This is a genomic window from Kitasatospora sp. NBC_01560 (assembly GCF_045208415.1).
Classification (GTDB): Bacteria; Actinomycetota; Actinomycetes; order Streptomycetales; family Streptomycetaceae; genus Kitasatospora.
Window position 1 is genome coordinate 7,064,518 of sequence record NZ_CP109364.1, and the last position, 24,377, is coordinate 7,088,894.

The 24,377-nt window shown below is 71.4% G+C and carries 22 protein-coding genes and 1 tRNA gene; all 23 read left to right on the plus strand.

The window, feature by feature from the left end:
• Positions 1-10: 10 nt before the first annotated feature.
• Complete coding sequence (locus tag OH807_RS30625; RefSeq protein WP_406205282.1) at positions 11-1,021, plus strand: thiopeptide-type bacteriocin biosynthesis protein; 1,011 nt, start codon at positions 11-13, stop codon at positions 1,019-1,021.
• 176 nt (positions 1,022-1,197) lie between these two features.
• Positions 1,198-2,640, plus strand: a complete 1,443-nt coding sequence (locus tag OH807_RS30630) for a hypothetical protein (RefSeq protein WP_406205284.1) — start codon at positions 1,198-1,200, stop codon at positions 2,638-2,640.
• A 50-nt stretch (positions 2,641-2,690) separates the two neighbouring features.
• Positions 2,691-3,626 (plus strand): hypothetical protein, encoded by a 936-nt coding sequence (locus OH807_RS30635; protein ID WP_406205287.1) that lies wholly within the window; start codon positions 2,691-2,693, stop codon positions 3,624-3,626.
• Between the two features lie 383 nt (positions 3,627-4,009).
• Complete coding sequence (locus OH807_RS30640) at positions 4,010-5,551, plus strand: serine/threonine-protein kinase (protein ID WP_406205290.1); 1,542 nt, start codon at positions 4,010-4,012, stop codon at positions 5,549-5,551.
• A gap of 91 nt (positions 5,552-5,642) precedes the next feature.
• Positions 5,643-5,716, plus strand: a tRNA-Met gene (locus OH807_RS30645).
• A gap of 625 nt (positions 5,717-6,341) precedes the next feature.
• Positions 6,342-6,941 (plus strand): hypothetical protein, encoded by a 600-nt coding sequence (locus OH807_RS30650; RefSeq protein WP_406205293.1) that lies wholly within the window; start codon positions 6,342-6,344, stop codon positions 6,939-6,941.
• Positions 6,941-7,282, plus strand: a complete 342-nt coding sequence (locus tag OH807_RS30655; protein WP_406205295.1) for a hypothetical protein — start codon at positions 6,941-6,943, stop codon at positions 7,280-7,282. Before OH807_RS30650 ends, OH807_RS30655 begins: the two co-directional genes overlap by 1 nt.
• Positions 7,282-7,752, plus strand: a complete 471-nt coding sequence (locus tag OH807_RS30660; protein ID WP_406205297.1) for a hypothetical protein — start codon at positions 7,282-7,284, stop codon at positions 7,750-7,752. The genes OH807_RS30655 and OH807_RS30660 overlap by 1 nt, the downstream gene beginning before the upstream one ends.
• Before the next feature lie 109 nt (positions 7,753-7,861).
• On the plus strand, positions 7,862-8,107 hold the full coding sequence (locus tag OH807_RS30665; RefSeq protein ID WP_406205300.1) for a hypothetical protein: 246 nt from the start codon (positions 7,862-7,864) through the stop codon (positions 8,105-8,107).
• On the plus strand, positions 8,100-8,525 hold the full coding sequence (locus OH807_RS30670; RefSeq protein WP_406205303.1) for a hypothetical protein: 426 nt from the start codon (positions 8,100-8,102) through the stop codon (positions 8,523-8,525). Before OH807_RS30665 ends, OH807_RS30670 begins: the two co-directional genes overlap by 8 nt.
• 134 nt (positions 8,526-8,659) lie before the next feature.
• A complete protein-coding gene (locus OH807_RS30675) occupies positions 8,660-9,226 on the plus strand; it encodes a hypothetical protein (protein ID WP_406205305.1) in 567 nt (188 codons plus the stop codon).
• Positions 9,227-10,030: 804 nt separating this feature from the next.
• Complete coding sequence (locus tag OH807_RS30680; RefSeq protein ID WP_406205308.1) at positions 10,031-10,624, plus strand: hypothetical protein; 594 nt, start codon at positions 10,031-10,033, stop codon at positions 10,622-10,624.
• Positions 10,625-10,629: 5 nt separating this feature from the next.
• Positions 10,630-10,890 (plus strand): hypothetical protein, encoded by a 261-nt coding sequence (locus tag OH807_RS30685; RefSeq protein WP_406205311.1) that lies wholly within the window; start codon positions 10,630-10,632, stop codon positions 10,888-10,890.
• Positions 10,880-15,163 carry a hypothetical protein gene (locus OH807_RS30690; RefSeq protein WP_406205314.1) on the plus strand — a complete coding sequence of 1,428 codons (4,284 nt, stop codon included), beginning with the start codon at positions 10,880-10,882 and terminating at the stop codon, positions 15,161-15,163. The genes OH807_RS30685 and OH807_RS30690 overlap by 11 nt, the downstream gene beginning before the upstream one ends.
• Entirely contained in the window at positions 15,163-15,996 is an 834-nt protein-coding gene (locus tag OH807_RS30695) for a hypothetical protein (protein ID WP_406205317.1), read from the plus strand. The genes OH807_RS30690 and OH807_RS30695 overlap by 1 nt, the downstream gene beginning before the upstream one ends.
• A 16-nt stretch (positions 15,997-16,012) precedes the next feature.
• The gene (locus OH807_RS30700) at positions 16,013-19,453 is read left to right on the plus strand and encodes a hypothetical protein (RefSeq protein WP_406205320.1); all 3,441 of its coding nucleotides are present in this window, start codon (positions 16,013-16,015) and stop codon (positions 19,451-19,453) included.
• 17 nt (positions 19,454-19,470) lie between these two features.
• Positions 19,471-20,169 carry a hypothetical protein gene (locus OH807_RS30705; protein ID WP_406205323.1) on the plus strand — a complete coding sequence of 233 codons (699 nt, stop codon included), beginning with the start codon at positions 19,471-19,473 and terminating at the stop codon, positions 20,167-20,169.
• Complete coding sequence (locus tag OH807_RS30710; protein WP_406205326.1) at positions 20,166-20,522, plus strand: hypothetical protein; 357 nt, start codon at positions 20,166-20,168, stop codon at positions 20,520-20,522. Before OH807_RS30705 ends, OH807_RS30710 begins: the two co-directional genes overlap by 4 nt.
• A 14-nt stretch (positions 20,523-20,536) precedes the next feature.
• The gene (locus OH807_RS30715) at positions 20,537-20,755 is read left to right on the plus strand and encodes a hypothetical protein (protein ID WP_406205328.1); all 219 of its coding nucleotides are present in this window, start codon (positions 20,537-20,539) and stop codon (positions 20,753-20,755) included.
• A gap of 109 nt (positions 20,756-20,864) precedes the next feature.
• Entirely contained in the window at positions 20,865-21,026 is a 162-nt protein-coding gene (locus OH807_RS30720) for a hypothetical protein (protein ID WP_406205331.1), read from the plus strand.
• 138 nt (positions 21,027-21,164) lie between these two features.
• Positions 21,165-21,476 (plus strand): hypothetical protein, encoded by a 312-nt coding sequence (locus OH807_RS30725; RefSeq protein ID WP_406205334.1) that lies wholly within the window; start codon positions 21,165-21,167, stop codon positions 21,474-21,476.
• Positions 21,477-21,779: 303 nt separating this feature from the next.
• Complete coding sequence (locus tag OH807_RS30730) at positions 21,780-23,030, plus strand: recombinase RecT (protein WP_406205336.1); 1,251 nt, start codon at positions 21,780-21,782, stop codon at positions 23,028-23,030.
• Between the two features lie 82 nt (positions 23,031-23,112).
• Positions 23,113-24,369: a hypothetical protein gene (locus OH807_RS30735; RefSeq protein ID WP_406205339.1), complete on the plus strand. Its 1,257-nt coding sequence runs from the start codon at positions 23,113-23,115 to the stop codon at positions 24,367-24,369.
• Positions 24,370-24,377 lie beyond the last annotated feature (8 nt).

Sequence of the window (24,377 nt, forward strand, 5' to 3'; positions counted from 1 at the left end):
CCGGAACCCCATGCCCGACTCACCCACCCCGCAGCAGACCGAGAAGGCCGTCCTGGCCGCCCTCGGCGGCATGCCCCTGCCCGAAGCCGCCGCCCTCGCGGGCCTTGGCCCCGACGCTCTGGCCGACGCACTCGACCTGTACCGGGCCGCCGGACTGGACGCCCTCACCGACCATGCCGCCGCAGCGGCCACCGACACCTGGACCCAGGTCCACGTACAGCCGGCCGACTGGCACCGGGCCGAACAGGACCTCGCCGCCCACCTCGGCCCCCACTTGCGCCAAGCCGAGAACAGCGGCGCCGTGCACGCCTGGTGGTACGTCCGCAAACACCCCTGCTGGCGCATCCGACTCCAGCGCGGCCCCGCCACCACAGCCGACGACCTCCAGCAGGCGACCGGCAGCCTCCTCGACGCCCTACGCGACCAAGGCGTCATCACGGCCTGGTGGCCCGGCATCTACGAGCCCGAGACCCCCGCCCTCGGCGGCCCCCACGGCATCGCCGCCGCCCACCGCCTCTTCCACGCCGACAGCCGCGCCGTCCTCGTCAACACCCACTGGCGCAACACCCTCACCCGCCGACCACCCATCGGCGGAACCGAACTGTCGATCCTGCTCTGCAGCCACCTGCTGCGCGCCGCCGGCCAGGAATGGACCGAGCAGGGCGACGTCTGGGACCGCGTGGCGCAGATGCGGCCCCTGCCCGAAGAGGCGCCGGCCGCCGACCTGCTGCAACTGAGCGGCACCGTCGGCGTGCTCCTGGCCGCCGACACGGCCGCGATGACCCGGCCCGGCGGCAACCTCGAACACGAAGTTGCGCGGGTAGGCGCCTTCCACGACGCCGGGCGCGCCCTCGCGACCGCCGCCCGGGCCGGTGACCTGACGCGCGGGCTACGCGCCGTCCTCGCGCACATGGTGATCTTCCACTGGAACCGCGCCGGAATCCCCGGACCGGCCCAGGCATTCCTCGCCCGTGCGGCCCGCAACCACGTCCTCGGCCCTCCAACGAGCACCGCCAACTGACGGCTGCCACTGCTATCTCACCTCAGATCCAGAGCCGGGTATCCCGCCGGATACGCGTCCACCCCTCAACCCACAGCGAGCTGATGAACGTCGCACCTCACCCGCACAGGCCCACCGTCGACACAACGGCCGCAGCGCCCAGCGTCCCGGACGTCGGGCCGCTCGCCGACTGGCAAGTGGGCGTCCTCCAGCAGGCTGGCCACGGAGGGACTACTGAGCAGATCGCCAAGGCCCTCAAGCTGCCGGTCCACACCGTGCGGAGACACCTCCGAAGCGTCCTGTTCGCCCTCGGCGGTGCCAAGAACCGAATCCAGGCTTACGCGCTGGCCTGGCAGTTCGAGGGATTCCCGCGAACAGTGCCGGTTGGGGAGGCGCCCCACCTGACGGAGCAGCAGCAGTTCGTGCTGCGGATCTGGGCGGCTGGCGGCACCCGGGTGGACGTCCAGCGCCTGCTGCGAATCTCCCCGGACGCGGCCTACGCACTGGGCCTCTCGGCCCTGCACGCCTTCCATGCGGACCGCCGGATCGTGGCCGTGCGCGGGGCCCTGGAACACGGCCTGATCCCCGGAGACGAACACCTCGACTCCCTTCGCGAAGCCGCCGCGACTCTCGCCACAGCCGGTGCGGACCGCAACCATGCCCGCCCACAGGGCGAAGAAGGCGAACCGGGCACACCGCGGTCCGAACCGAGGCGCGGCGGCATCGCTGAAGAAGCGCCGACAGGCCACCTCGCCAACCAACTCCGCACGGCGAACGCACTGCTCATCCACCTCGACGCCCTGGCTGGCGTGCCCGAAGCGGTGACGCTGGCGCAGCTGCTGAACGGCGCAGCCACCGCCCCTGGGCCCGCCCACGTCGTGGCGCGGCTGGTTCACCAGGCGCTGGCCCGCGGCATACCCTGCGCGCTGATCATCCCGCCCGGCGCCACCGATCCGGCCAAGACGATCGAGGCCGTCGGCCTTTGTGCGGCCTGGTCGGCGGCCGTCCGTCAGGACCGACCGGACGGCAGCGCGGCCTACAGCGGGGCCGCCACCGTGCTCGGACTACTGCCCGAGACCTGCGTGGTGGTGTGCCCCGCCGACGAGGCTCCCACCGCCCTGCTGGCCGGGCCGCAGAAGGTGCTGACCATCACGGCCCGCGCGGCCCTGGAGCGAACGGCCGACCCCCAGCTGAGCTCGCGGCAACGGCGCGTTGCCGAGCTGTGCGCGCTGGGCCTCACCGATGAGCGGATTGCCGACGAGCTCAAGGTCAGCGTGTTCATCGTCTGCAACGACATGGCCGTCCTGCGACGCAGGTTCGAGGTCCACGACCGGGGACACGTGGTCGCCCGCGTCATCGGGGCCGGCTTGATCGACACCACCGAGCTTCGGGCCACTCTGCCCGCCGAACTGCCGAAGCTGGAGGAGACGGAGAAGGCGGTACTCGCTCTGGTCTCAGCGAGCGTGCTGGACGCGGCCAGCGCTCGTCTGGTCGGCATCACCACCCTGCGCGAGGCACGCAACACGCTGCTCAGAGCGATCAAGAAGCTCTCACCCAGCCACCGCCGTCGGGCCCACGCCGTCGCCGTCGCCATCGTCGCCGGCATCATCCCCGCGCCGGTCGCACCGGCCCGTAGATGACCGGCCCTGTCCCAGCTGCACATCAACTTCCGAAAGATGGAGGCGGGTTCATGGACCAGTACGTCGAGATACTGCACTGGAACACCCAGCACGGCCGGAAGCTGGACGCGGCCATCGCCTGGCTGCGCAAGCGCGCCAAGGCCGCTGGCCGGATGCCGGCCGCGCTCATGCTCAACGAACTCCAGCCCGGCCAGGGTGAACACGTCGGCGGCGAACTCGGGCTCCTGCACTACCCAGCCCCCGTCGACGATGGCCTCGACCCGGCCGACAGCCGGCGCCGGAACCTGAACGCGATCTTCATCGACCCGGACGGCCCGCTCGTACCGGACCCGGAGTGGGTGGCCAACTGGACCGGGCCATGGATGCCGCCCGCGACCCTGCCGGTCAACCTGCGCAACCCGGACGGCACACTCAGCTCCCGGCAGCTCTACCTGGCCTGCGAACACGCCTGCTACTGGCACCCCGGCTACCGGGAGACCACCGCCCGGTTCTACACCGTGCTCGGCAAGGATGGCCGTCTTGTACACGTCGACGGGGACTTCAACGCCTGGACGGTCGGCCGCGCCCCGCTGACGCTGGCCAACGTCGCCGACAGGGCGTTCGCGCAGAACCGGTCCGTGTTGTGCGGCACAGCCCTGGTCGCCGACGACATCGCGGACCGGCTCATGACCGCCGGCGGCTTCGTCTACGTACACGGGCACGCCGCCGAATACCTCGGAATCGAAGGCGCCGATGCGCCGACGACCGACCACGGACCGGACAAGGAACGGCAACTGATCCCCGAAGAAGACCAGCCGGAACGAGGACTGTCAGCGATCGACCGCACCTACACGACCGCCGAACTGATCCCCGCGGTCATCGACGCCAACGTCATCACGGATCCGGACGTGGACGCACTCGCTGACCACAAGCCGCGCTACACGCGCTACGGCTACCCGGACCTTGTGGCGATCACAAACCTCCCTGTCGAGCTGGTTCACCACTAGGTGGCCGGGATCATCTCAAGGGCCCACCGGTCAAGCCATTCGGAAGCGCATGCCCAAGCCCCGAGCGTGGGCGCCCGCACCCGCTCAGAGCCCAGAAGGGGATGAGACGGATGGCCAGTCCACGGTCAAGGTAAGGACACTGTTCTCTTATCGCGCATATCTCCACGAACGCGGACAGGGATGAAAGCCTCTTACAGTAATAGAACTCTCTAAACGCCCACTCAGGACCCCGGTCGGTTGATCAGGCCCGGGCAGAGCGGCAGGTGAATGGCCGTCAGCTGAGCATATCTGCATGGTGGTTCTGGCGTTGGCGTCAGGCATCATGGTGCCGGGGCGTGAGGGCGCTTCGGACATCCGGGTGATGATGGCGAGGCGCGCGAGTGGTGCGGCTGAAGCTGGACAACAGGGAATGGCTGATCGGCGAGCGGATCGGCGACGACAGCGGCTTCGCCGAGGTCTTCAGGGCCACCGCCGAGGACGGTACGTCGGCCGCCGTGAAGTTCATCCCGAAGGGCAACGGGGCGGCCCAGCGTGAGCTGCTGTTCACCAACGTGAACGCACGCAACGTCGTACCGGTGATCGACAAGGGTGAGACCGCCGCATGGCCGTTCGCCAAGGGTCAGACCGACGACGCGTGGGTGATCGCCATGCCGCTGGCCGAGAAGTCGCTCGCGGCTCACCTCAAGAGCTCCGGGGGCGTGCTCCCGCTCGCCGAGGCCGTCACCATCCTGCTGGACATCGCGCTGGCGCTGTCCGACCTCGGCAGCGAGGTGGTGCACCGCGACCTCAAGCCAGCCAACGTCCTTTGTCTGGAAGGCCGTTGGTGCCTGGCAGACTTCGGCCTCGCGCGCTACGCCGCCGCCGCGACCGCGACGATCACGTGGAAGGGCGCCGGTACTCCCCTCTACCAGGCTCCCGAGGTCTGGACGCTGGACCACGCGACGGTTGCAACCGATGTCTACTCCTTCGGCGTCATCGCGTTCGAACTGCTCAGCGGGCGCCTTCCGTTCCCGGGGCCGACCTGGGAGGACCTGCGCCGCCAGCACCTTTACGAGGCCCCGCCCGCACTTCAGGGCGTGCCGCCGATTCTGGCCGCACTCGTCGAGGAGTGCCTCCAGAAGTCGCCCGAGGTCCGGCTGACGCCTGCCGAGGTCTTGGACCGGCTCACCCGGGCGGGCGGCCCGGCTCCGACGGGCGGTCGGGCTGCGCTCGAACAGGCGAACCTGGCCGAGGTGCTGCGGCGGGCCGATGCCGGCCAGCGCGCCTCCGCATTCCGTACGGAGCAGCAGCGTCGGGAGCAGCTCTTCACGGCCAGCGAGGCGGCGCTGGCCCGGATCTCGGAGACCTTCCTGCAGGAGATCACGAGCCTGGCACCGGCAGGAACCGTCGAGCGGCCCGACGGCGGTGGGTGGATCTTCACCCTCGGCCTGGTCAAGCTCATCTTCACGTTCGCCCGTCCAGCCTTCCATGACTGGGCTGCGGGCTCGTCCCCACCGTTCGACGTCGTCGCCTACGCAGCCGTCCAGCTGCGGGTGCCGGACTACCACCCCGGGCCCCACCCGGCGTTCGCCAACCCGAGCGGTGTCGGCATGTACGGATACAAGGGCCGCGCCCACTCGCTGTGGTTCTGCAACGTCCGCGGCGAGCGATACCGGTGGTACGAGACCGCCTTCATGACGTCCTCAATGATTCTCCAGCATCCGTTGACGGAGCCGTACGCGCTCATTCCGGACGCCAGGGCCCGCCTTGCCTTTGGGGACACCACGGGCCCCGATCAGGTCGCCGTCCCGTTCACACCGCTCGACGCCACCGACCTCGGTACGTTCGTCGACCGGTGGGCGACGTGGCTCGCTGCGGCGTTCGACGGAACGCTCACGTTCCCGGGCCAGTTGCCCGAGCCGGGCGCGGACGGTAGCTGGCGGTAGGGCTGACGGTCTCGGCTGGCCCCGGACGGGCGCGTGCTCCGGAAACGAATTTCCCGATCACTGGCCGGTGGCGTACTGTCGTGTTCACCGACGCGGGGTGGAGCAGCTCGGTAGCTCGCTGGGCTCATAACCCAGAGGTCGCAGGTTCAAATCCTGTCCCCGCTACGACGAAGGCCGGCCCGGCGCATAGTGTGCGCCGGGTCGGCCTTGTCGCTTACGGTCGGCAAACTGGCCGTTCCTCACCTGGCACCTGCTGCCGGCGCACCGAGCGGCGCGGGTCGTGGCGTAGGTCCAGGCGTAGCGGAGCATGCAGATCTGGTCCGGTCAGGTGATGCGCCATGGCCCGGCGAACATGTCCGCTCGGGTCCCGGGCGAGAGCGGTTCCCGACGACAGCTCGACCTTCCGGCTCAGAGCACCACATCTGTGCGGCCAACGCGGGTGCTTCTCCCGCCGCTCACCCTTCGGCCCTACCCGCGCCGGCGGCAGCAACGGCTCCACCAAATCCCACTGATTACCAGTCAAGTCCGACGGGTATCCGCCCCCAGAGCCGCTCACACAAGCCCCAGCGACCCCACCAGCCCAGGGACACGCAGATCTCAAACGCGGCCCGAGAAGAGCGGGGGGCGTGACTGGGCGTCATCGCCCCGCCCCATTGCGCCGACGCCGACTTCCAGAGCGGGCCGCCGCTGAGCCCCAACGATCCGCTCTGCGTCCTTGCGGGTGCGACGTAAGCGGCTTTCCTGCCTACCGTCGGCTGAACCCTGAGCAGCCCAGCGGAGGACAGCAACGATGGAGCTGATCGTTACGGCGGAGGACGTGGCCCAGCGCCTGGGATATCCACTGCCGGCGGCGGAGGATGTGCGCCAACGCATCCAGACCGCGATCGAGGATGCCCAAGACGCTCTCGTCGCCCACCTCGGCCGGCCACTGCTTCCCACCGAGTTCACCGAGACCGGTGTGCATGCAGGACCCGAGGGCTGGGTGCTGCATCACGCCCCCGTCATCACGGTACTGTCCGCGACCTCGGACCCCAACTCTCCCCCCAGCCCGTTCGGCACGCCCACCTACACGGTGAAGTACCTGGCTGGCATCGACGCGCGCTCGGCGCCGGAGACCGCCCCGCTGCGCCTGTGGCTGCGGGCCACCGCCTGCCACCACCCGTTGCTGGCGGACGCACCCGTCCGGCAGCGCCGTATCTCCTCCGCCTCCGTCGAGGGCCAGTCCGTCACCTACGACACGGCCGCCGAGCCGCCCGTGCTGCTCGCACCCCCAGACATCGCTTCGACGGATCGCTGGCGGATCCGCGGCCGCCGCGTCTACCAGGCCCCGGTACGGCCCACCCCGTCCGGGCTCACGATCCGAGGGATCCCCGGCACGGGTGGCCTGTGATGGCCGTCCTACTTGCCGATCGGCAGCTCGGCGTTCGCACCCGCGGCGTCCCCGTCCTCGACGCCTACGGGGACGAGATGACCGGACCGCCCGGGGACCTGCGCGGCCCCTGGCCCGGCCGCGCACAGCCCCACAGTGACGGCACCTGGCTTCTGGCCGTAGACCCCCGAGCCGGCGCGCTGCTCGTCGGAGACATCGTGGTGGAGCCGGCCACCGGCGCCGAGTGGACTGTGCTGGTGGCCGACCAGCTGCAGAACGCGCAGGACCCGGGCGTCAGCTACGTGCGCGTGACGGCCCGGCCCCGGGCCGCAGCCGGCACCCGACCCGAGGGACACCCCTGATGGCACGGCTCGAACTTTCCGCCGACCTCGCGGACCGGCTGGCCCCGCTCGTGGCCCGACATGCCGAACGCGTGGCCGAAGAGGTCGCCGCCGAGGCACGGCGGCTGGCGCCGGCCGCGAAGACGTGGCGCACCCGCGAAGACGGGGACGCGCGGCCCAGCCACCGGGACGCCGACGGCCAGACCCGGCCCGCTCCAGTGCCGTTCCAGGTCGGTGGCGCGCTGCTCGCCGGTCCGCGCGACCCGAACGGGCCGATCGAGGAGACCGCAGGGTGCCGGTGCACCGTCACTGAGGACCCCGCGGCCGTCGCCGCATCCATCACCGCTGGCAAGGCCGCCATTCGCGGCTCGCGCGTCGAGGTGGACGTCGTCTGCGACTTCCCGCACGCCGCAGAGGCCGAGTTCGCGCAGGGCGAGGGAACGCACTTCATGAGCAGGGCCGCCGCGCTGGTCGCCACACGCCACCGCTGACAGCCCGGATGCGGCTGGGGCCCGCTGCCGCATCCGGCACGGCGGGACGGTAGCCGGGTCGACTTGCTTTCCTTCGCCCGGTCACCCAACCCCGTCCGAAGGAGCCGACATGGCTGAGAACGTCCGGATCACCCTGGCCCACCACCTGAACCGCGACGGCGTGGAGCTGGCGCCCGGCGACGAGATCGAGGTCGCGCACCAGGAGGCCAGGCAGCTCATCGCCTCGGGGTACGCGGCCGGCGTCGACCCGTCCGACCAGGAGGCCGTCGCAAAGGCCCTCACGCCCGAGCCCGCCCGCAAGCAGCTCGCGGCGAAGCCCCCGGCGGACAAGGCCGAGGGCAAGACGGGTGCCTGATCTCGCCTCCCTCGACGCCGAACTGCTCGCGGTGGACTGGCTGTCCAATCACACCGAGCTGACGGGCGTGTTGGGCGGCCCCGGTCGGGTCGGGGCGCGCAACGCCCCGCCCTACCCGCGGATCCGCATCACCCAGGTACCTGGCGGGTCCGCGCCCGGCTGGCGCTGGCTCGGCACCTTCCACATCCAGGTGGAGGCCCTCGGCGATCTCGACCGCTCCGTTGCCCGGCCGACGCTGCGCCTGGCGTTCGCCACCGCGGTGAAGGCCCTGCACGAGTTGCCCGCCCGGCCGGCGCTGCCGGGGCAGCCCGTCGTGACCGCCGTGCAGGCGCCCACAGGCGGCTGGCTTCCCGAGCCGACCGGGCAGGGGCGGTATGTCGGAGTGGTGGCGCTGACAGCCCACCCTGCGGCCGGCTGAGCCGCAGGGATTTCGCGAGTTCCGCGACAGCCCCACGCGCGCGAGGACTCACCTGGCCGGGACGGCGCGACGCTACGGCCGGGCCCGGCCTACGGTCCGGGCACCACTACCGGCCCGCCCAAGGAGAGATCACCGTGGCCACGGAGAGCATGTTCGTCGCCCAGATGGCGCGGCTGTACCTGGCGGTGCCGGGTACCGTCGCGCCCGCCGACCCGGTCGTACCCCTGGCGGCCGCCTGGAAGGACGTGGGCCTGTTCAAGCCCGGGTCGCTGGAGTGGAACACCGACCCGAAGTTCGAGGACATCAAGTCCCACCAACTGCGATACACGGCGCGCACCATCCAGACCGAGGACGCGGCGACGGCCAAGGTGGAGCTGCAGGAGTGGAACGCCACCAACATCGTCGCGGTGTACGGCGGTGGCGAGGTCACCAGCAACACGGTGGGCGGGAAGACCTTCTACCGCTACTCGCCGCCGAAGGTCGGCGGCCGCACGACGTTCGCGGCTCTGGTCGAGCTGATCGACGGAGCCAAGCACTACCGCCGGCTGATCCCGCTGTGCGAGCAGGTCGCCTCGGTGAACCAGAAGTTCCCCAACGACGCGGAGTCCACGCTGCCGTTGGAGCTCAAGGTCATCGGCGGCGCGGTCGGCGACCCTTGGTACGACCTCACGGACGACCCGGGCTTCGCCCCGGCGGCCTGACCTGCTGTCCCAGCACAGAAGTTGGCGTTCTTGCCGCTGTGCCCATACGGGCCCCCGGCGCCTACTGTGGTTCGCGTCGGCCCGGCCGTCCCTACCCCCCCGGGGAGGGCCGGGCCGCATCCCGCGAAGCCCCGGTTCAGCCCCCTGGCCGGGGCTTCGCTGTGCTCACCGCCGGGCCGGTACCGCGGTGGTCGCTGCTGTTGACGGATGGGTTCGCCAGTCTCATGGCGGCCGGCCATGCACCCGTGATCTTCGGTCACCGCGCTGTAAATTATTTCCCATAGCGGTACCGTGCAGATGTCGGGTGCGCACCCCGCTGAAGGTGCGCATCGGAGACGGAAAAGCCCCCGGCCATTACGAGTGGTCGGGGGTTTCCGTGATGGGCTGGTTGGGGAATCCCCCCGCCGCAGGACTTCCTCCACGGTGGGGTGTCCTCTTGCGAGGCCCAGCCCCGGCAGCTACTTCACTGCCGCAACGACCACGCCGGCTACCGCAGCCAAGGCCGCGATGATCCCGGCGTTGCGCCGAAGCCACCGCGCAAGCCGCACCTGCCGGTTCGGTCGAGTGTCACCCATCGAGCTTCCTCCCTCTCGACTGACCCAGGCCGGGTGACCCAGGCCGGAACAACGGGAGCGGGGGAGAGCATCGCGTGAGGCGACAGGGAGAACCTACAACGACTGGCACCCCCACGTCCGGAAAGCGACTGACTTCGCGCCACCCAGACTCTCTCCTCGGCGCGACGCTAACCCCGGGCCGCTCCTAGCGTCTGGGCGATCACTCGCCCGACAGACCGAGGAGCCCCGAATGCCCGGGATCGATCTGGACGCCGCGCGCAAGCGCCGTCTGGCCGCCGCCGCCGACAAGGCGCGCGTCGCGAAGGCCGAGTACACCGTCGGGGAGGAGCCGGTCACCCTCGGCGGCAGTACGGTGGCGAGCCTGCCCGCCGAACTGCCGCTGGAGGTATGGCAGCCGCTCGTGGGCATCCCCTACCTGCCGCTGCTGCTGCGCAAGCTGGTGGAGGCCGCGCAGTCGCAGGGGGAGCAGCAGGCGGAAGCCGCCGGCCTGATCGTGGACGTCCTCGGCTCCGAGCCGGGCCTTCCCTCCGACCTGATCGCCGCCGCCGGCGAGATGGGCCGCCGGCTGCTGGGTGAGGACGGCTACACCCGGCTGATGGCCGAACGGCCCAGCCACTCCGACGTGCTGGAGCTGGTGCGCTACGCCTGGTCGAAGTACATGGGCGGAGGTGCGGGCCTGGGGGAACTCATCGGGCCGTCCGAGACGCCTACGAGCGGTGGGACGACCTCGAGGCCGACCTCCAGCGGTATTACCACCTCGACGCCCGAGGCGTCTGGCGACGGCCCGGTGACCCTGGATTCCTCGGCACCCGCCGCCTCCTGACCCTGATGCGGGGGCTGCCTGCGGAGGCGCTGCTGCGCCGTGACGGAGGGGAAGCCGGCTCCGACCGGTGGGGCCTGACCCAGGAACTCCTCGCGCAGGCCGTTGAGCTGATCTCGGTGATGGCGGCGGAGCGCCGCCTGCGGCAGCCGATCGAGCTGCCCCGTCCGGCCCATATGCGGGCCGGCCACAGCAACGAGGACGGTATGGCCCGCGCGGTCGCCGTCCTGCGAGGCACTACCAGGAGGGCGGCCCGCGGTGGCGGATGAGGTCGACTCCGGCCGCCTGGTGTTCAAGGTCGCCACCGATCTGGCCGGGTTCGCGCAGGAGACCCGCGCCAAGGTCGAGGCGGCGACGCGGAACCTACGGGCGCAGGTGCGGCTGGAGCCGGACACGCGCGGCCTGCGGCAACGGGTCGAGGCTGCCTCCCGCGCGGCCGCCGCTCGGGTGATCGTCGGCATCACGCTGGATGGCGGCGACCTGCGCAGGCGCGCACAGGCCGCCGCCCGAGCAGCCGCCACACGGGTGGACGCGAGCCTCGCGCTCAACACCGCCGCCGCGTCGGCCGCCGCAGCGCAGTGGCGCGAGCGTGTCGCGCAGCCGGTCGAGGTTCCGCTGGTCGCGGTAGGCCAGGCGGCCGGTGGGGGCGCGTCCGTCACCCCTGCAGCCGAAACCGCGGTCCCGAGCACGATATCCGCTGCCGGCGCCGCGCCGGTACGGCTGGAGGTTGAGGCTGCCGGGCTGCGCCAGCGCGTCGAGGCAGCCGCGAGCGAAGCCCGCACCAGCATCCGACTGCCGTTGGAAGCCGAGGCGGGTGACCTGCGCGCGCAGGTGGAGCAGGCAGCCAAGGCCGCTGCCACCACCATCCTCATCGGCTTGAGGCCGGACGCCGACGACCTCCGGCGCCGAGCCCGCCCCGCCGTCGAGGCGGCGACACGCAACCTTCGGGCGCGGGTGCCCCTGGATCCCGACAGCACGGGGCTGCGCCAGCGGGTGCAAGCCGCCGCCCAAGCGGCACGCACCCGTATCCGAGTTGCGGTCGACGTCGACACCTCCGGCCTGGCCGAGCGAATCCGCGCTGCGACGGCCCGCGCGGCGTACGTGCGTGTCGGCGTCGCGTTTGACACGGGCAACCTGCGGCAGCGCGTCCAGGCCGCCGCCAAGGCCGCCGCGAGCACGGTCAAGATCGACCTGGACGTCGACACGGCCGGGCTGCGCTCCCGGGTGCGGGCTGCACTGGCCGGCCTGTCCGTCACCGTCCGGGTGGACGTCGACACGGCCGCCGCAGCCACGCGCGTTGCGGCGTTCCGCACGCTGGCCGGCCGCCCGCTGGACATCCCGCTCAACGTCAGCGGCAGTGGCGCGGGCGGAGGACTCGCCCAAGCTGCCGGGGGGCTGGGCTCAACCATCGCCGGGCTGATGCGCCTGCCCGCGATGGCCTCCGGCGCGCTCGCGCTGGGCCAGGCTCTCACCCAGGCCGCCGGCGGCCTGTTCGCCATGGGCGCGGCCGCCGCCCCCGCGGTCGGACTGCTCGGCGCGCTGCCCGGGGCGATGAGCGCCGCCGCCCAGGGGGGCGGCACCATCCTGGCCGCGTTCAGCGGCATCGGCGCCGCCGTGAAGGCCCTCGGGCAGGCGGACACCCAGTCCGCAGGGGCGTCCAACGCCGCCGCACAGGCCCGGCAGGCCGCCGCCGACCGCGTCGCGGACGCCCAACGCCGCCTCGGCGCGGCGCAACGCGACACCGACGAGCAGTCCCTTCGCGGGGCCGAGCAGGTCGCGCAGGCCCGCCGCCGTCTCGCGGACGTCCAGGAGGAGGCCGCCGCCTCCGTTGCCGCCGCCGACCGGCAGTTGGCGGCGGCAGAGCTGACGGTCACCCGCGCCCACCAGGCTGCTACCCGCGCGCAGGAGGCGCTGAACGACGCACGCCGCGAAGCCCAGCGTTCGCTGGAGGACCTGACCCGGGACGCCGCCCGCGGTCCGCTGGAGGAGCAGAAGGCGCTCCTCAGCCTGGAGCAGGCCCGCTCACGCCTCAACGAGGTCAACACCTCGCCCTTCGCGTCGGAGACCGACCGGCGCGAGGCGCAGATCGCCTTCCAAGAGGCCACCAACCAGCTCGAAGACGTCCGGGTCCGCAACCGGAGGCTCGCGGAGGACGTCAAGAAGGCGAACCAGGACGGGATCGAGGGCAGCGACCAGGTCACTGCCGCCAAGCAGGAGCTGACCCGCGCCCAGGAGGCGGAGCAGGACGCCGTCCGGGGTTCCCAGGACGCGGAGCAGCAGGCGGCCCGCGCCCGGGTGGAGGCCGTCCGGGAAGTCCAGGACGCCCACACCGATCTCGACCGCACCGTCCGCGATACGGAGCGCCAGCAGAAACGTTCCGCCGAGCAGATAGCGGACGCGCAGCGGGACGTCGCCCGGGCGCTGCGGGACCAGACACAGGCTCTGGCCGGCGGCAGCGTGGCGGCCAACGCGGTCGCCGCCACGCTCGACAAACTGTCCCCGGCCGGACAGCGCTTCGCCCGCTTCATCCAGGGCACCGTCCAGCCAGCCCTGCGCGGGCTGCGCGACACCGCCCAGGAGGCTCTCCTGCCGCCGCTGGAGACCGCCATCACCCGCGGCCTGCAGCTGCTGCCGATCTTCGACAGCGCGCTGGCCCAGACCGGGCAGGTGATCGGCCAGGTCGCCATCCGAGGCGCGGAGATGGCCACCTCCGGCCCGTGGAGGGCGGACCTCGCCCAGATCGGGACCACCAACGCCCAGGTCCTGGGCCGCCTGGGCAATGCAGGTCTCGGCGTCGCCGACATCTTCCGCAACATCACCGTCGCGGCGGGGCCGCTCGTACTGCGGCTGGCCGACGGTATCGAGCGCGGCGTCGCGATCGCTGGCGCGTTCATCCAGGCGCGGCGCGATGGTGGCCAACTGGCTGCCTTCTTCGTGCAGGCCGGGGACACCGGCGCACAGTTGTGGGCGATCCTGCGCGACGGCGCGGTCGTCCTGTTCAACGTCGGGCAGGCGGCGGCACCCGCCGGAAGGGTCCTCCTCGACTCGCTGGCCGGTGCAGTTGCCGCCGCCCGGCAGCTGAGCGGCGAGGTCTCGGCGCAGGACAAGCTGCGCGGGTACTTCGCCAACACCGTCCCGGTCGTCCAGGAGCTCGGCCGACTGGTCGTAGCCGTCGGCGTCGCCTGGTTCAACTTCACGAACAACCCCAGCCTGGCGCCGCTGATCGCCCGGCTGCGCACCGAGTTCCTGCCCGCGGTCGTACAGCTCGCCGGGGCGCTCGGCAACGGCCAGCTGTGGGGCCAACTCCTCAGCCTCGTCACCTCGGTGGCGAACATCGCCGCCGAACTGGGGGGTCTGGGCAACACCTTGTCCGGCTTCCTGTTCGTCATCCAGGCCGTCGCGACCGCCGTCCAGGTTCTGCTGTCGATCCCCGGCATGGGTGCGTTCGTGTCCGCGCTGCTCACGATGGCCGGCGTCGCTGCCGGGATCATGGCTGTCTCGAACGCCATCGCCGCCGTCCGCGTCGCCATGCTCGCGCTGTCGGCCAACCCCGTGATGCTGATCGTCACCGCCGTCGCCGCCCTGGTCCTGGCCTTCGTGACGGCCTACCAGAAGTCGGAGTGGTTTCGAAGCGTCGTCAACGGCGCCATCAGCGGCCTCGCCGACGGCATCCGGTTCGCTGTGGACAGCCTGGTCGGATTCGTGAAGGCGATCTGGCCCACGCTGATGACGATCTTCGCGACGCCGATCCGCTTCTGGGTCAACGTCGTCTACGACGGCGGGATCCGCAAGCTGTGGAACTGGATCGCGGACAGCTTCGGCCTCGGCAAACTGCCCAGCTTCACCGTCGGGTTCGCCCGAGGCGGTGTGGTGCCAGGCTACGCCCCGGGCCGCGACACCGTACCGGCGATGCTCTCGCCCGGCGAAGGCGTGCTGATCCCCCAGGCCGTGCGTCAGCTCGGCGGCGAAGGCGGCATCACCGCCCTCAACGACGCCGCCCGCGCCGGACGGCTGGCGCAAGCCGGCGCGCCCGTCGAGGGCTACTTCCTCGGCGGCCTCGTAGACGCAGGCCTTGACCGGCTACGCGGCTGGGCCGCCGGCGCACTCGCCAAGGCGCTCAACCCGGTGCGGTCCTGGTTCAACTGGATGCCGGACAACCGGTGGGGCGACATGCTGCGCGGTATGGTCAACCGGGCCGTAGACGGGGTGCTGTCCTTCGTGCGCGGCTACGCCACCGGGGGTGTCGTCCCCGGCTACGCCCCCGGTCAGGACTCCGCCCTGGCCCGGCTGTCCCCCGGGGAAGGCGTCCTCACCCCGCAGGCCGTACGGGGCCTCGGCGGCAGCTCGGCGGTGGGCGCGATCAACGCCGCCCGCGGGCAGCTCGCCGACGGCGGCCAGGGCGACCGGATCGGCACCGTCATCTCGCCCGGCGCGATCGTGCAGTACATCACCAACCCGCTGCCGGAGACGCCCGGGCAGACGGTCAACAACCGCCTGCGGGCCCTCGCCAGCTTCGGCCTGTTCGACAAGGAGAGCGCCTGATGGCCCGCGAGCGCTGGCTGGTGGACGGCTACGAACTCACCGACGGCCTGGTGCGGGACGTGGAGTACCGCACAGGGCTGACCACGACCCCCGCTGTCGTCGGCTCCAACGCCGCCGTACCCAACCGGATCGGGGAGCTGTGGCGGCCCAAGCACCACGGCCCCGGCAAGTTCACCCTGGCCCTGTGGCTGGCCCCGCAGGCCGGCGGCTGGGCCGAGGTCGAACGGGCCTGGGAGGACCTGCTGCGCGCCCTCGCACGGCCGAACCGGCTGCTCGCGTTCGAGCGGCACACCGCCGCCGGGCAGATCCGCCGCTGCCAGGGCGAGGTGCTGTCCGCGCTGGCGCCCACCCCGCTCGGTCAAGGCGGCATGCGGCTCGGTGTGGAGGTGAACGTGCCCGCCGGCTACTGGGAGTCCACCGACGTCGCGGCAGCGGCCATGGCCCCCGGCGCCCCTCTGCCGCAGAACCTCGACCTGGAGCCGTTCGCCGACGCCACCGCTCCCATGGAACAGCTCGCCTACCGCATCACGGGGCCGATCACCGCGCCGACCGTCACCGACACCACCGACGGCCCCGGCCGCGACGGTGACTCCTTCACCTACACCGGGCAGATCGGCGCCGGCCAGTCCCTCACCGTGGACTCCGCCACCTGGCAGCTGACCGGCACCGCAGGCCTGGTCCCCGACCCGGCCCGGCTCACCAACACGGGGCCCGCGTTTCTGCGTCTGGCCCCCGGGCGGCCTGGCCGCTTCCCGAGCGTGCGCCTGTCCGGAACCAACGCCGGAGCCGGCACGCAGCTGGCCGTCACCGGCCGCCGCACCTACCTGACCTGAGACCGGAGCAACCACCGTGGCCGTCCACCTGCGCGTCTACAGCCCGAGCGGGCCCCTGCTCGGGCTGCTGCCCTACCCGAGCGACCTCAAGGTGCAGTCCGAGCACAACGGGCCGGGCAGCCTCGCCTTCTCCTACACTCGCAACGCCCCCGGCGCGCCGCTGCTCGCGGGCGACGACCCGCGGATCGCTCTCGTCATCGATGGCACCGAGCGGCCGGAACGGTACCTGCTGGAGGACGACGGCGACGACCCGGCCGACGGCGGAGGCGAAGCCCGGCCCATCCAGGTGGGTTGCCGCGGCGCCCTCGCGCTACTGGAACGCGCTCTGATCTACCCGGCCGGGCACACCCCTGGCGCGTCGGTTCTTGGCCTCGACCCGCACTTCCCGTTCGTCAACGCCAGCCCCGGCGCGATCCTCGCCACCCTCCTGCAGCGCGCCCAGGACCGCGGTGCGCTGCCCGAAGTCACCTGGGACTTCACCTCGGCCGCCGACAGCGCCGGCCAGCCCTGGCCCACCACCTACACCGCGCAATACGACGCCGGCGGAGACCTGCTCAAGACCGTGCAGGCCATCACCGGCGCCGGCTGGGCCGACGTGCGGATGGAGGGCTACCGGGTACGCGCCTACGTGCCCGACACCGCCTGCGCCATCGACCACCCCGGCATCGTGCTCTACCTGGGCCGGGACGTCCTCAAGGGCCCGCGCCAGCGCTCCCGCCGCTCCGTGCGCTCCCACCTCCTGGCGGCCGGAGACGGCGGCACGCTGGCCGAGGTGGTCGATGGGACCGCCGCCGCCCGCTACGGCCGCCGAGAGGCGTTCGACGGGCGTGGCGGCATCACCGACGCCGCGACCCTGGCCGAACTCGCGCGCGTCACCCTCGGCGGTCTCACCACGGCCGCTGAGGGCTTCACCATCGAATTGGATCCGGCCGTCACCGAGCACCGGCCCGGTATCGACTACCAGCCGGGCGACTACGTCCGGTACGACCAGCGGCGTACCGACCCCGCCACTCTGGAGCCCCTGCGGGTCCGCACCATCGCCACCACCTACGACCAAGGCGGTCAGCCCAGCAGCTCCCTGGAGCTGAACGACGTCTTCGTGGAACAGCGCATCCGCATCCAGCGCAGCCTTGATGCCCTCACCAACGGAGCCGCCTCGGCCTCCCGCACCCCACTGCCTCCACTCGGCGACCGCAACGACACCGTGGCCCCGAAGGCCCCGGCCGCCGTCCTGCTCGGCTCCTGGGCCTACCTGGACGCAGAAGGGCAGCAGCAGGCGGCCCTGGCCGTCTCCTGGCCCAAGGTCACCGAGAACGCCGACGGCACCGTGTACGACGACGCCGGGGTCTACTACGTCTCCTACCTGCTGCCCGGCCTGCCGATCGGCGGCCGCGTTGCCGAGTGGTCCCCGGAGCAGGCCGTCCACGGCACCGTCGCCCACTACGACCAGCTGCCCGCCGGTCAGCGCGTCCGGGCCCGGGTGCGCACCGTGGACGCCTCTGGGAACTCCTCAGGCTGGCAGGAGTCCGAGGAGATCATCCTCGCCACCGACACCACGCCGCCGCCTGCCCCGTCCAAGCCAGTCCTGGCCAGGCTGATCGGCGGGATCCGCGCGAGCTGGGACGGCCTCGGCGCGCAGGGCGAGCAGATGCCCGCCGACTTCGCGGCCCTCGAGGTCCACATCTCCACCGCCGCCGGCTTCACCCCCACCGCGGCGACCGTGGTGGACCGGCTTACCGGTGCGGCCGCCGCCCCGATCACCGGCCTCGCCTACGGCACCACCTACTACCTCAAGTACCGGGCTGTGGACCGCGCGGGCAACACGTCTGCGCCGTCCGCCGAGGCCTCTGCGATCCCGGACATGGTGATCGGCTCCGACCTCGCGGACAAGATCCTCACCGCGGGCAAGTGGGCCGACGTCGAGCGTGCCAGCCTCCAGACCTCGTTCTTCACCGGCTTCGCGTCCGACGACCCGCGATGGGTTAAGACCTCCGGCGACGCCAGCGCCACCTGGGCCACCGCCGCCCGGCCGGATGCCCCCACCGGCGCCCGCGCGCTGGTCGCGTCCAAGATGCTGCGGCTGGAGTGGTCCGAGAACCTGCTCCTTGACCCGGCCGTGCTCTACCGCATGTCGGTCCGCGTGCGGCAGACCGCCGGCACCGCCTGCAAGATCACGGCCGGCCTCACCGGGATCGCTGCCGACGGCCTGACACGGATCAACACCGCGGGCGCCAACACGGTCGACGTGCCGTTCGCCGTCGCCGCCAACGCCGCCCCTCTGTCCTCCGGCGGCGGTTGGGTGACCCTGACCGGGTTCCTCAAGGGCTACGGCCCCGTCGCAGGCCCGTTCTGGACCCCCCAGCCCGACCCGCAGAAGCCCAGCAGCCTCCACCCCAACGTGCGGTCCGTCCGCCCGCACCTGCTGCTCAACGTGGACGGCGGAGCCGCCGCCGTCACCGAGATCGACATGTTCACTCTGGAGGCACTGGAGTTCCCGGCGAACATCGTCGGATCCGTGCAGATCGCCGACGCCACGATCGTCGGCGCAAAGATCGCGCTGGCGACCATCCAGGACGCGCACATCGGCACCGTCTCCGCGAGCAAGCTGACGGTCGGGCAGCTCAAGGCCGATCTCACGGTCTCCGCCCGCATCAAGACGGCCGACTCCGGTGCCAGGGTCGAACTCAACTCGGGCGGCATCGGGGCATGGAACGCCGATGGGGTCCAGACCGTGTCCGTCGCCGCGGGCGACGGCACCGTGGAGATCGTCGGTGGCCTGGCCAGCGGGGTCAGCGGGCAACGCATCGAGATCAACCCCGGGGGTACCGGCTTGCCGGAGATCCGATTCTTCCCCACCAATGGCAGCAACTACGCGTTCATCAACGCGGTCGGCGGCGGCTCCGGAGGCGCCTACATCGGCCTGAACAGCGGTACCTTCAGGCTGCGCGACCAGGACTCAGCCTTCCGCCTGTACCTGACCGACTACGTGTCGACCCTGGAAACCATCCGCACCGACACCCAGGAGCCCTGGGGCGGGGCCGTGCGAATGGCAGCCGAAGGCGCCTCGCTCGTCTACCTCTCGCAGAGCCAACTCCACGGCTACGTCTACGCCAGCGAGCAGGGGGCCTCTCTCGGCCGGCGCAACGACGACGGCTCCACCAGCGAGATCTGGATCGCCGGCTCGGCCGTGCAGTACCGGGGCACCTGGACGAACTACTGGTACGCCGAGCCCGACTACGGCCTGTTCACCGGCACCGTCCAGATGAACGACTGGAACGGCATGTCGCTCGGATACGGCCCGACGATGGCCTCGGACATGGTGCCGATCGCCACCATCCGCGACAGCCAGGCCTGGCACCGCTGGATGATCTCCGTGAGCAATCGCACGGGATTCACCATGGCCCTCGACTCGAACAGCCCCGACGGAAGCGTGGGCTTCTGGTGCTTCCGCATCTGACGGACGAGAGAGGCGATATGCCCGAGCGCTACGAGATCACCGACACCAGCCGGACCCGCGTCGGACAGACGGACTGCTGGCAGGTGCGGCAGAAGCGGCCAGACGGCGGCTACCACGTAACCCTCTTCCCGACCTCCACCCTGGAGTGGCGAGCAGCCGAGTACGAGATCGACTACACCACCGAGGAGGGCCTGGCGACCATTCTCGACATGGTCCTGCACGAGCCGTTCATCCCCGACCCGATCGAGCACCGCGGCCAGGATCCGGCTGCGGCCAGAGGCCTGACCGCCCCGTCCACCGAGGCTGTCCACGGCCTCGCGATCGGCGACGAAGCCCCCATCACCCTGCACAACGCGCCCGACCGGGCCACCGCCCGCGCCGCGCACCTGGAACGGATCGACCACGCCAAGCGCACCCGCGTCCACGTCGTCGGGCCCGGCCAGCCGCACGGGAAACCCACGTCGGCACGCGGCTCGGCGCCGGATGCCCTCGCCGCCATCCGCGCCGACCACGGCATCACCGCCGAAGGCGTGGCCGCGAAGACGGCCATGGTCGAGCAGGCCCGCAGGCAGCTGGCGGCCGCCCTGGCCCACACCCCGCCGCCACCTCATGGCCCCACCGGGTTCCCTGAGTCCTTCACCACCGCCATGTGGGACGCCGCCGTGCCCCGGCGCGACGAAGCCCACCGAGCGAGCAGTGGAGAAGACCCGCAATGACCCAACCGCCCACCCCAGGCCAGCTGGACCACCTGCTCGGGCACGCCGAGAGCAGACGCCTCAGCCCCCAGGAGGCCGCGCTGCTGCGCGCCGGCGTGCAGCACCTATGCGAAGCGGCCGCCCGGGCGGAAGCCTGGGCCCGGCACTGGAGCCACCAGGCCGCGCGCGCCAGGACGGCCGCCGACCGGGCCCGGGCACTCCACCAGCCCCAAACTCTTGCCGGACGCCCCGCCGACTGCCACGAGCCGACCCCCTTCCCGACCGCCCGAGCCTTGACCGTCCACTTCAGCAGGGAGGAGACCTGCAGCTGCCAGCCGAACTGCCCCGCCGACACCGCACACCCCGAAACGTGAAGGAGGCATCGCTGATGGACCGCGCCACCGAGCCGATCACCGTCGACGCCGAGCCATACATCGCCCGCCTGAGTGCTCAACTGACCGAAGCCTGGGGCAAGACGCAGGCTGATCTCGCGCTTGCCCGGGAGGAGATCGCGGTGCGGGCCCGTCGTGAAGCCGCCAAAGACCAGCGGATCAACGAGCTCGAAGCCGCACTCGCCGAGCTCGAGGCCGCCTCGACGCGACCGTAAGCGCCACACCGTCCTACCGTCCCCGGCTGTGGAACCGCCCCCGGACGACCAGCAGCCCCCCGCTGGTCGACGACACCGACGGAGGACCAGATGGCGTCAGATCACCGGGATGACGACGATCCGGGACGCGGTGCTGTTTCTGCTCGGCATGGCCGTGATCGTCCGGGAGGTGTGGACCCCTCCAGCGGACCCCAGCGTGATCGTCACTGGCCTGACCCTGGCGGGCCTGCCGGCCGCGCTGTCAAGGGACGAACGGCCGCCCCGCGAGTAGCCGCGCGGACCAGACTCCTGGCCAGGTACCGGTTCACCAGCCGCTACCTGGCCGGGGCCGCTCTCGCCCTCGCCGCGACCTGGCCGCTATGACCGCCAACTCCGACCCGCACACCACCAGCACCCGGGAGACACGACCGTGAACGACCTCCTGAACGACACCGAAGCGTGGGGCCTGCTGCTCGGCGCCGCCACCCCCTGGGCCACCGCGCTCATCCAACAGCCGCACTGGACCAAGCCGGTGCGCGCCGTCGTCGGCGCCGTGGCCTCCGGAATCGTCGGCGTCATCACCGTTCTGGCCCGCGGCGACATCGCCCACGCCCAGACCGCCCTCACCACCATCGCACTTGCCATCACCGCGTCGAAGACGTTCTACGACGGCCTGTGGCAGCACGTGGGCGCCGGTCCGCTGGAGCGCGCCACCTCCAAGAGCACCCCGGGCACGTGGTAATCGGCCTTCGGCCGGCGCCAGCAGTACCCTAGAGTGAAGATGTGGCCGCCGGGCCAACCGACCTCGTGCTCTGGCAACCAACCCTTCGGGGCTGTCTCCTTAACAGGGGAGCGCGAGGAACCGGGCGGGATTCGCACCCCGCGGGCTCGGCGGCCGCACCTTTAATCTTCTGTCTCCGCAGCCGATTTGGCCACGTGGTGGGTGTTCCCACGGGCGCTCCGGCAGCGGGAGGGTAGACGCAGGCAGCCACACCGGGGCCTGCGAATCCCGGTGCCGCCACGGAGACAAGGAAGGCACCTCACGGTGACAACTACCCAGCAGGACAAGCCTGCTGCCGCACGGCAGGATGCGCCGGCCGCGCCCGAGCCGATCACGCCGCTCAACGACAACCGTGCCGAGATGGCGATCCAGACCGCTGACCAGGTCCTGGAGATCACCTCCGACCAGCGGTTCTGGACCAAGGCACAGCGATCGGCCCTCGCGTCGATCGGACTCAAGGACGCGCCTACCCACGAGCAGGTCGCGTTCTTCCACATCTGCAAGAGCACGGGCCTGGACCCGTTCCGCCGCGAGATCTACTACATCGCGCGCAAGCGCAAGGTGTACAACAAGCCCGACGAGCTGTTCTATACCGCCCAGACCGGCATCGACGGGTTCCGGCACATCGGCCAGCGCACCAAGCGCTTCATCCGGCGCCAGGGCCCGTTCTGGACCGGCCCCGAGGACGACCCGAAATGGTGGACCGAGGGTGAGGACGGTATCAACCGCCGCCGGTGGGTTGATGTCTGGCTCGGCGACGGACCTCCGGCCGCCGCCATGTGCCGCATTGAGCACTACAGCATCGCGGGCGACCGGACGGTCTCCCAGGCAGTGGCCCTGTTCAAGGAGTTCGCCGTCACCAAGGACGAGTGGACCAGGGATCCGTACTCCGGCGATGGCTCGAAGACCGGCAACAAGATCCTCTCCGGGCTCTGGCCGGTGATGGGCACCCACATGATCGGCAAGGTGGCGGAGGCTCAGGCATGGCGTGTCGCGTTCCCGCGTGAGCTGACCGGCATCTACGAGCACGACGAGATGGGCCGAGCAGACGCCGAACAGCGAGAGCTTGCCCGCGACGAAGGCGCAGCGCGCCGACGCGCTGCCCGCTCGGAGGTGCCCCAGCCGGGCCCGGTGGTAATCCGAGGCACCGTCGTTGAGAGCACGACAGCGGACAGTGGCCCGGATGACTATCAGAAGTCGAGCCCCTCGCAAGACGACACCGCCGAGCCTCCGACCCTCGACGAGCTTCGCGGGGAAGTGCGTGCCTACGCGGCTGCCCTCGGCAAGAGCGTCACCCAGATCACCCGGCGCTGGCGCGAATCCAACGGCAAGAACACCACCGAAGCCACACCCGAAGAACTGAGCCAGCTCCTCGACGGGCTTCGAGACCACGCAGTCGCCGCACTTCGCGACCACAACGAGGAAGCCGCCCAGTACCTCGCCGATGGCGGCATGCTCGTTCGCCAGAACCCCGACCACCGCGTGTGGGGTCGCCGCGCCGCCGATCAGGCCTGAGCGCCACCACCTACCGCAGGCTGGCCAGTCGCCCTTGCGCGGCTGGCCGGCCTGCCCACCTTCGGGAATCACCTTGGACCCCTTGCTCATCCAGCGTGCCCGCGAACTCGCAGCCGCTGCCGCCGCCATCGGCCCCCGTATGCTGCCCTGCCGCTGCGGCGCCCCACGCCATGTGCACCGGGGTAAGAAGCGCTCGGGAGGCCATCCACCGACCGATTGCCGCAGGTACCGCCGGGACCCGGCAGACGTCCTTCTGGAGCGCGCCGAGGCCGGCACCGGGCGCAGCCTCGGACAGGACCTCGCCGAGTACGACCGCGCGCACCGCCGCAAACGCCGCGCCTCCCGCCCGATGGGGCACTGGTCGATCGGTGCGTCCGACACGACGTCCTGCCGCCGGGCGATCTGGTACCGGGAGAACCCGCCCCCCGGCTACACCCCGGCGCCGACCGACCGACGTGCGGCGACCGCCGGAACCCTGATCCACGACTCGGTTGCCGCCCGGCGCCACGCCCTCTACCCATGGCGACGGTACGAGCAGCACGTCACCTTGCCCGGTCTCGACCGGCCTAGCCGCTACGACGAGTACGACCCGATCACCGGCATCCTCTACGACTTCAAGACCGCCGGTGACTGGCAGTGGGAACAGGTCGGATCGAACGGACCGGCCGAGGAGGTCTGGGACCAGGCACAGCTGTACGCCTTCGCCCTGGACATGGCAGGGGAGCTGGTCCGGGAGGTGCGGATCATCTACTTCGAGCGCAAGTCCGGTGCGGACGAGGAGTTCGCGAGGCGGTACGACGAGAGCGCGGCCCGCCGGGCGCTGGCCCGGCTGACCTCGATCGCCACGGCCCTCGACCTCGGCACCGAGCTGCCTCGCGATCGCTCCGGCCCGACCAACGACCCGATCTGCCGACGGTACTGCCCGGCCCGCATCGACTGCTGGAACATGGTCGAGGCGGAGAAGGCGAGCCGGTCTCCGGAGTCCTACACGCTCATCGCGGACCAAGCCGACATCGAATGGGCGCTGGCCGAGTACGACCGGCACCGGCGCGCGAAGTCCGACGCCGACAAACAGCAGACCAACGCCAAGACTCTGCTGGAGGGCGTGCCCTACGGCACCTACGGCGACTACGAGTACGTCCGGGTGGGCGGACGGCTCAAGGAACCGGAGCCGGACCTGACGGGCCGCGTACGGCAGCTGGAGGCCTTCTGGGACAACCCGCCCGGTGAACGGCCATCCCTCGCCGAGCTGGACTACCCGACGAAGCAAGGCCGGACCGGCGGCCGCGACGAGATCCGACGCGTCCGGGCCGCGAAGCGCGGCACAAGGAGCACGTAAGGACGCCA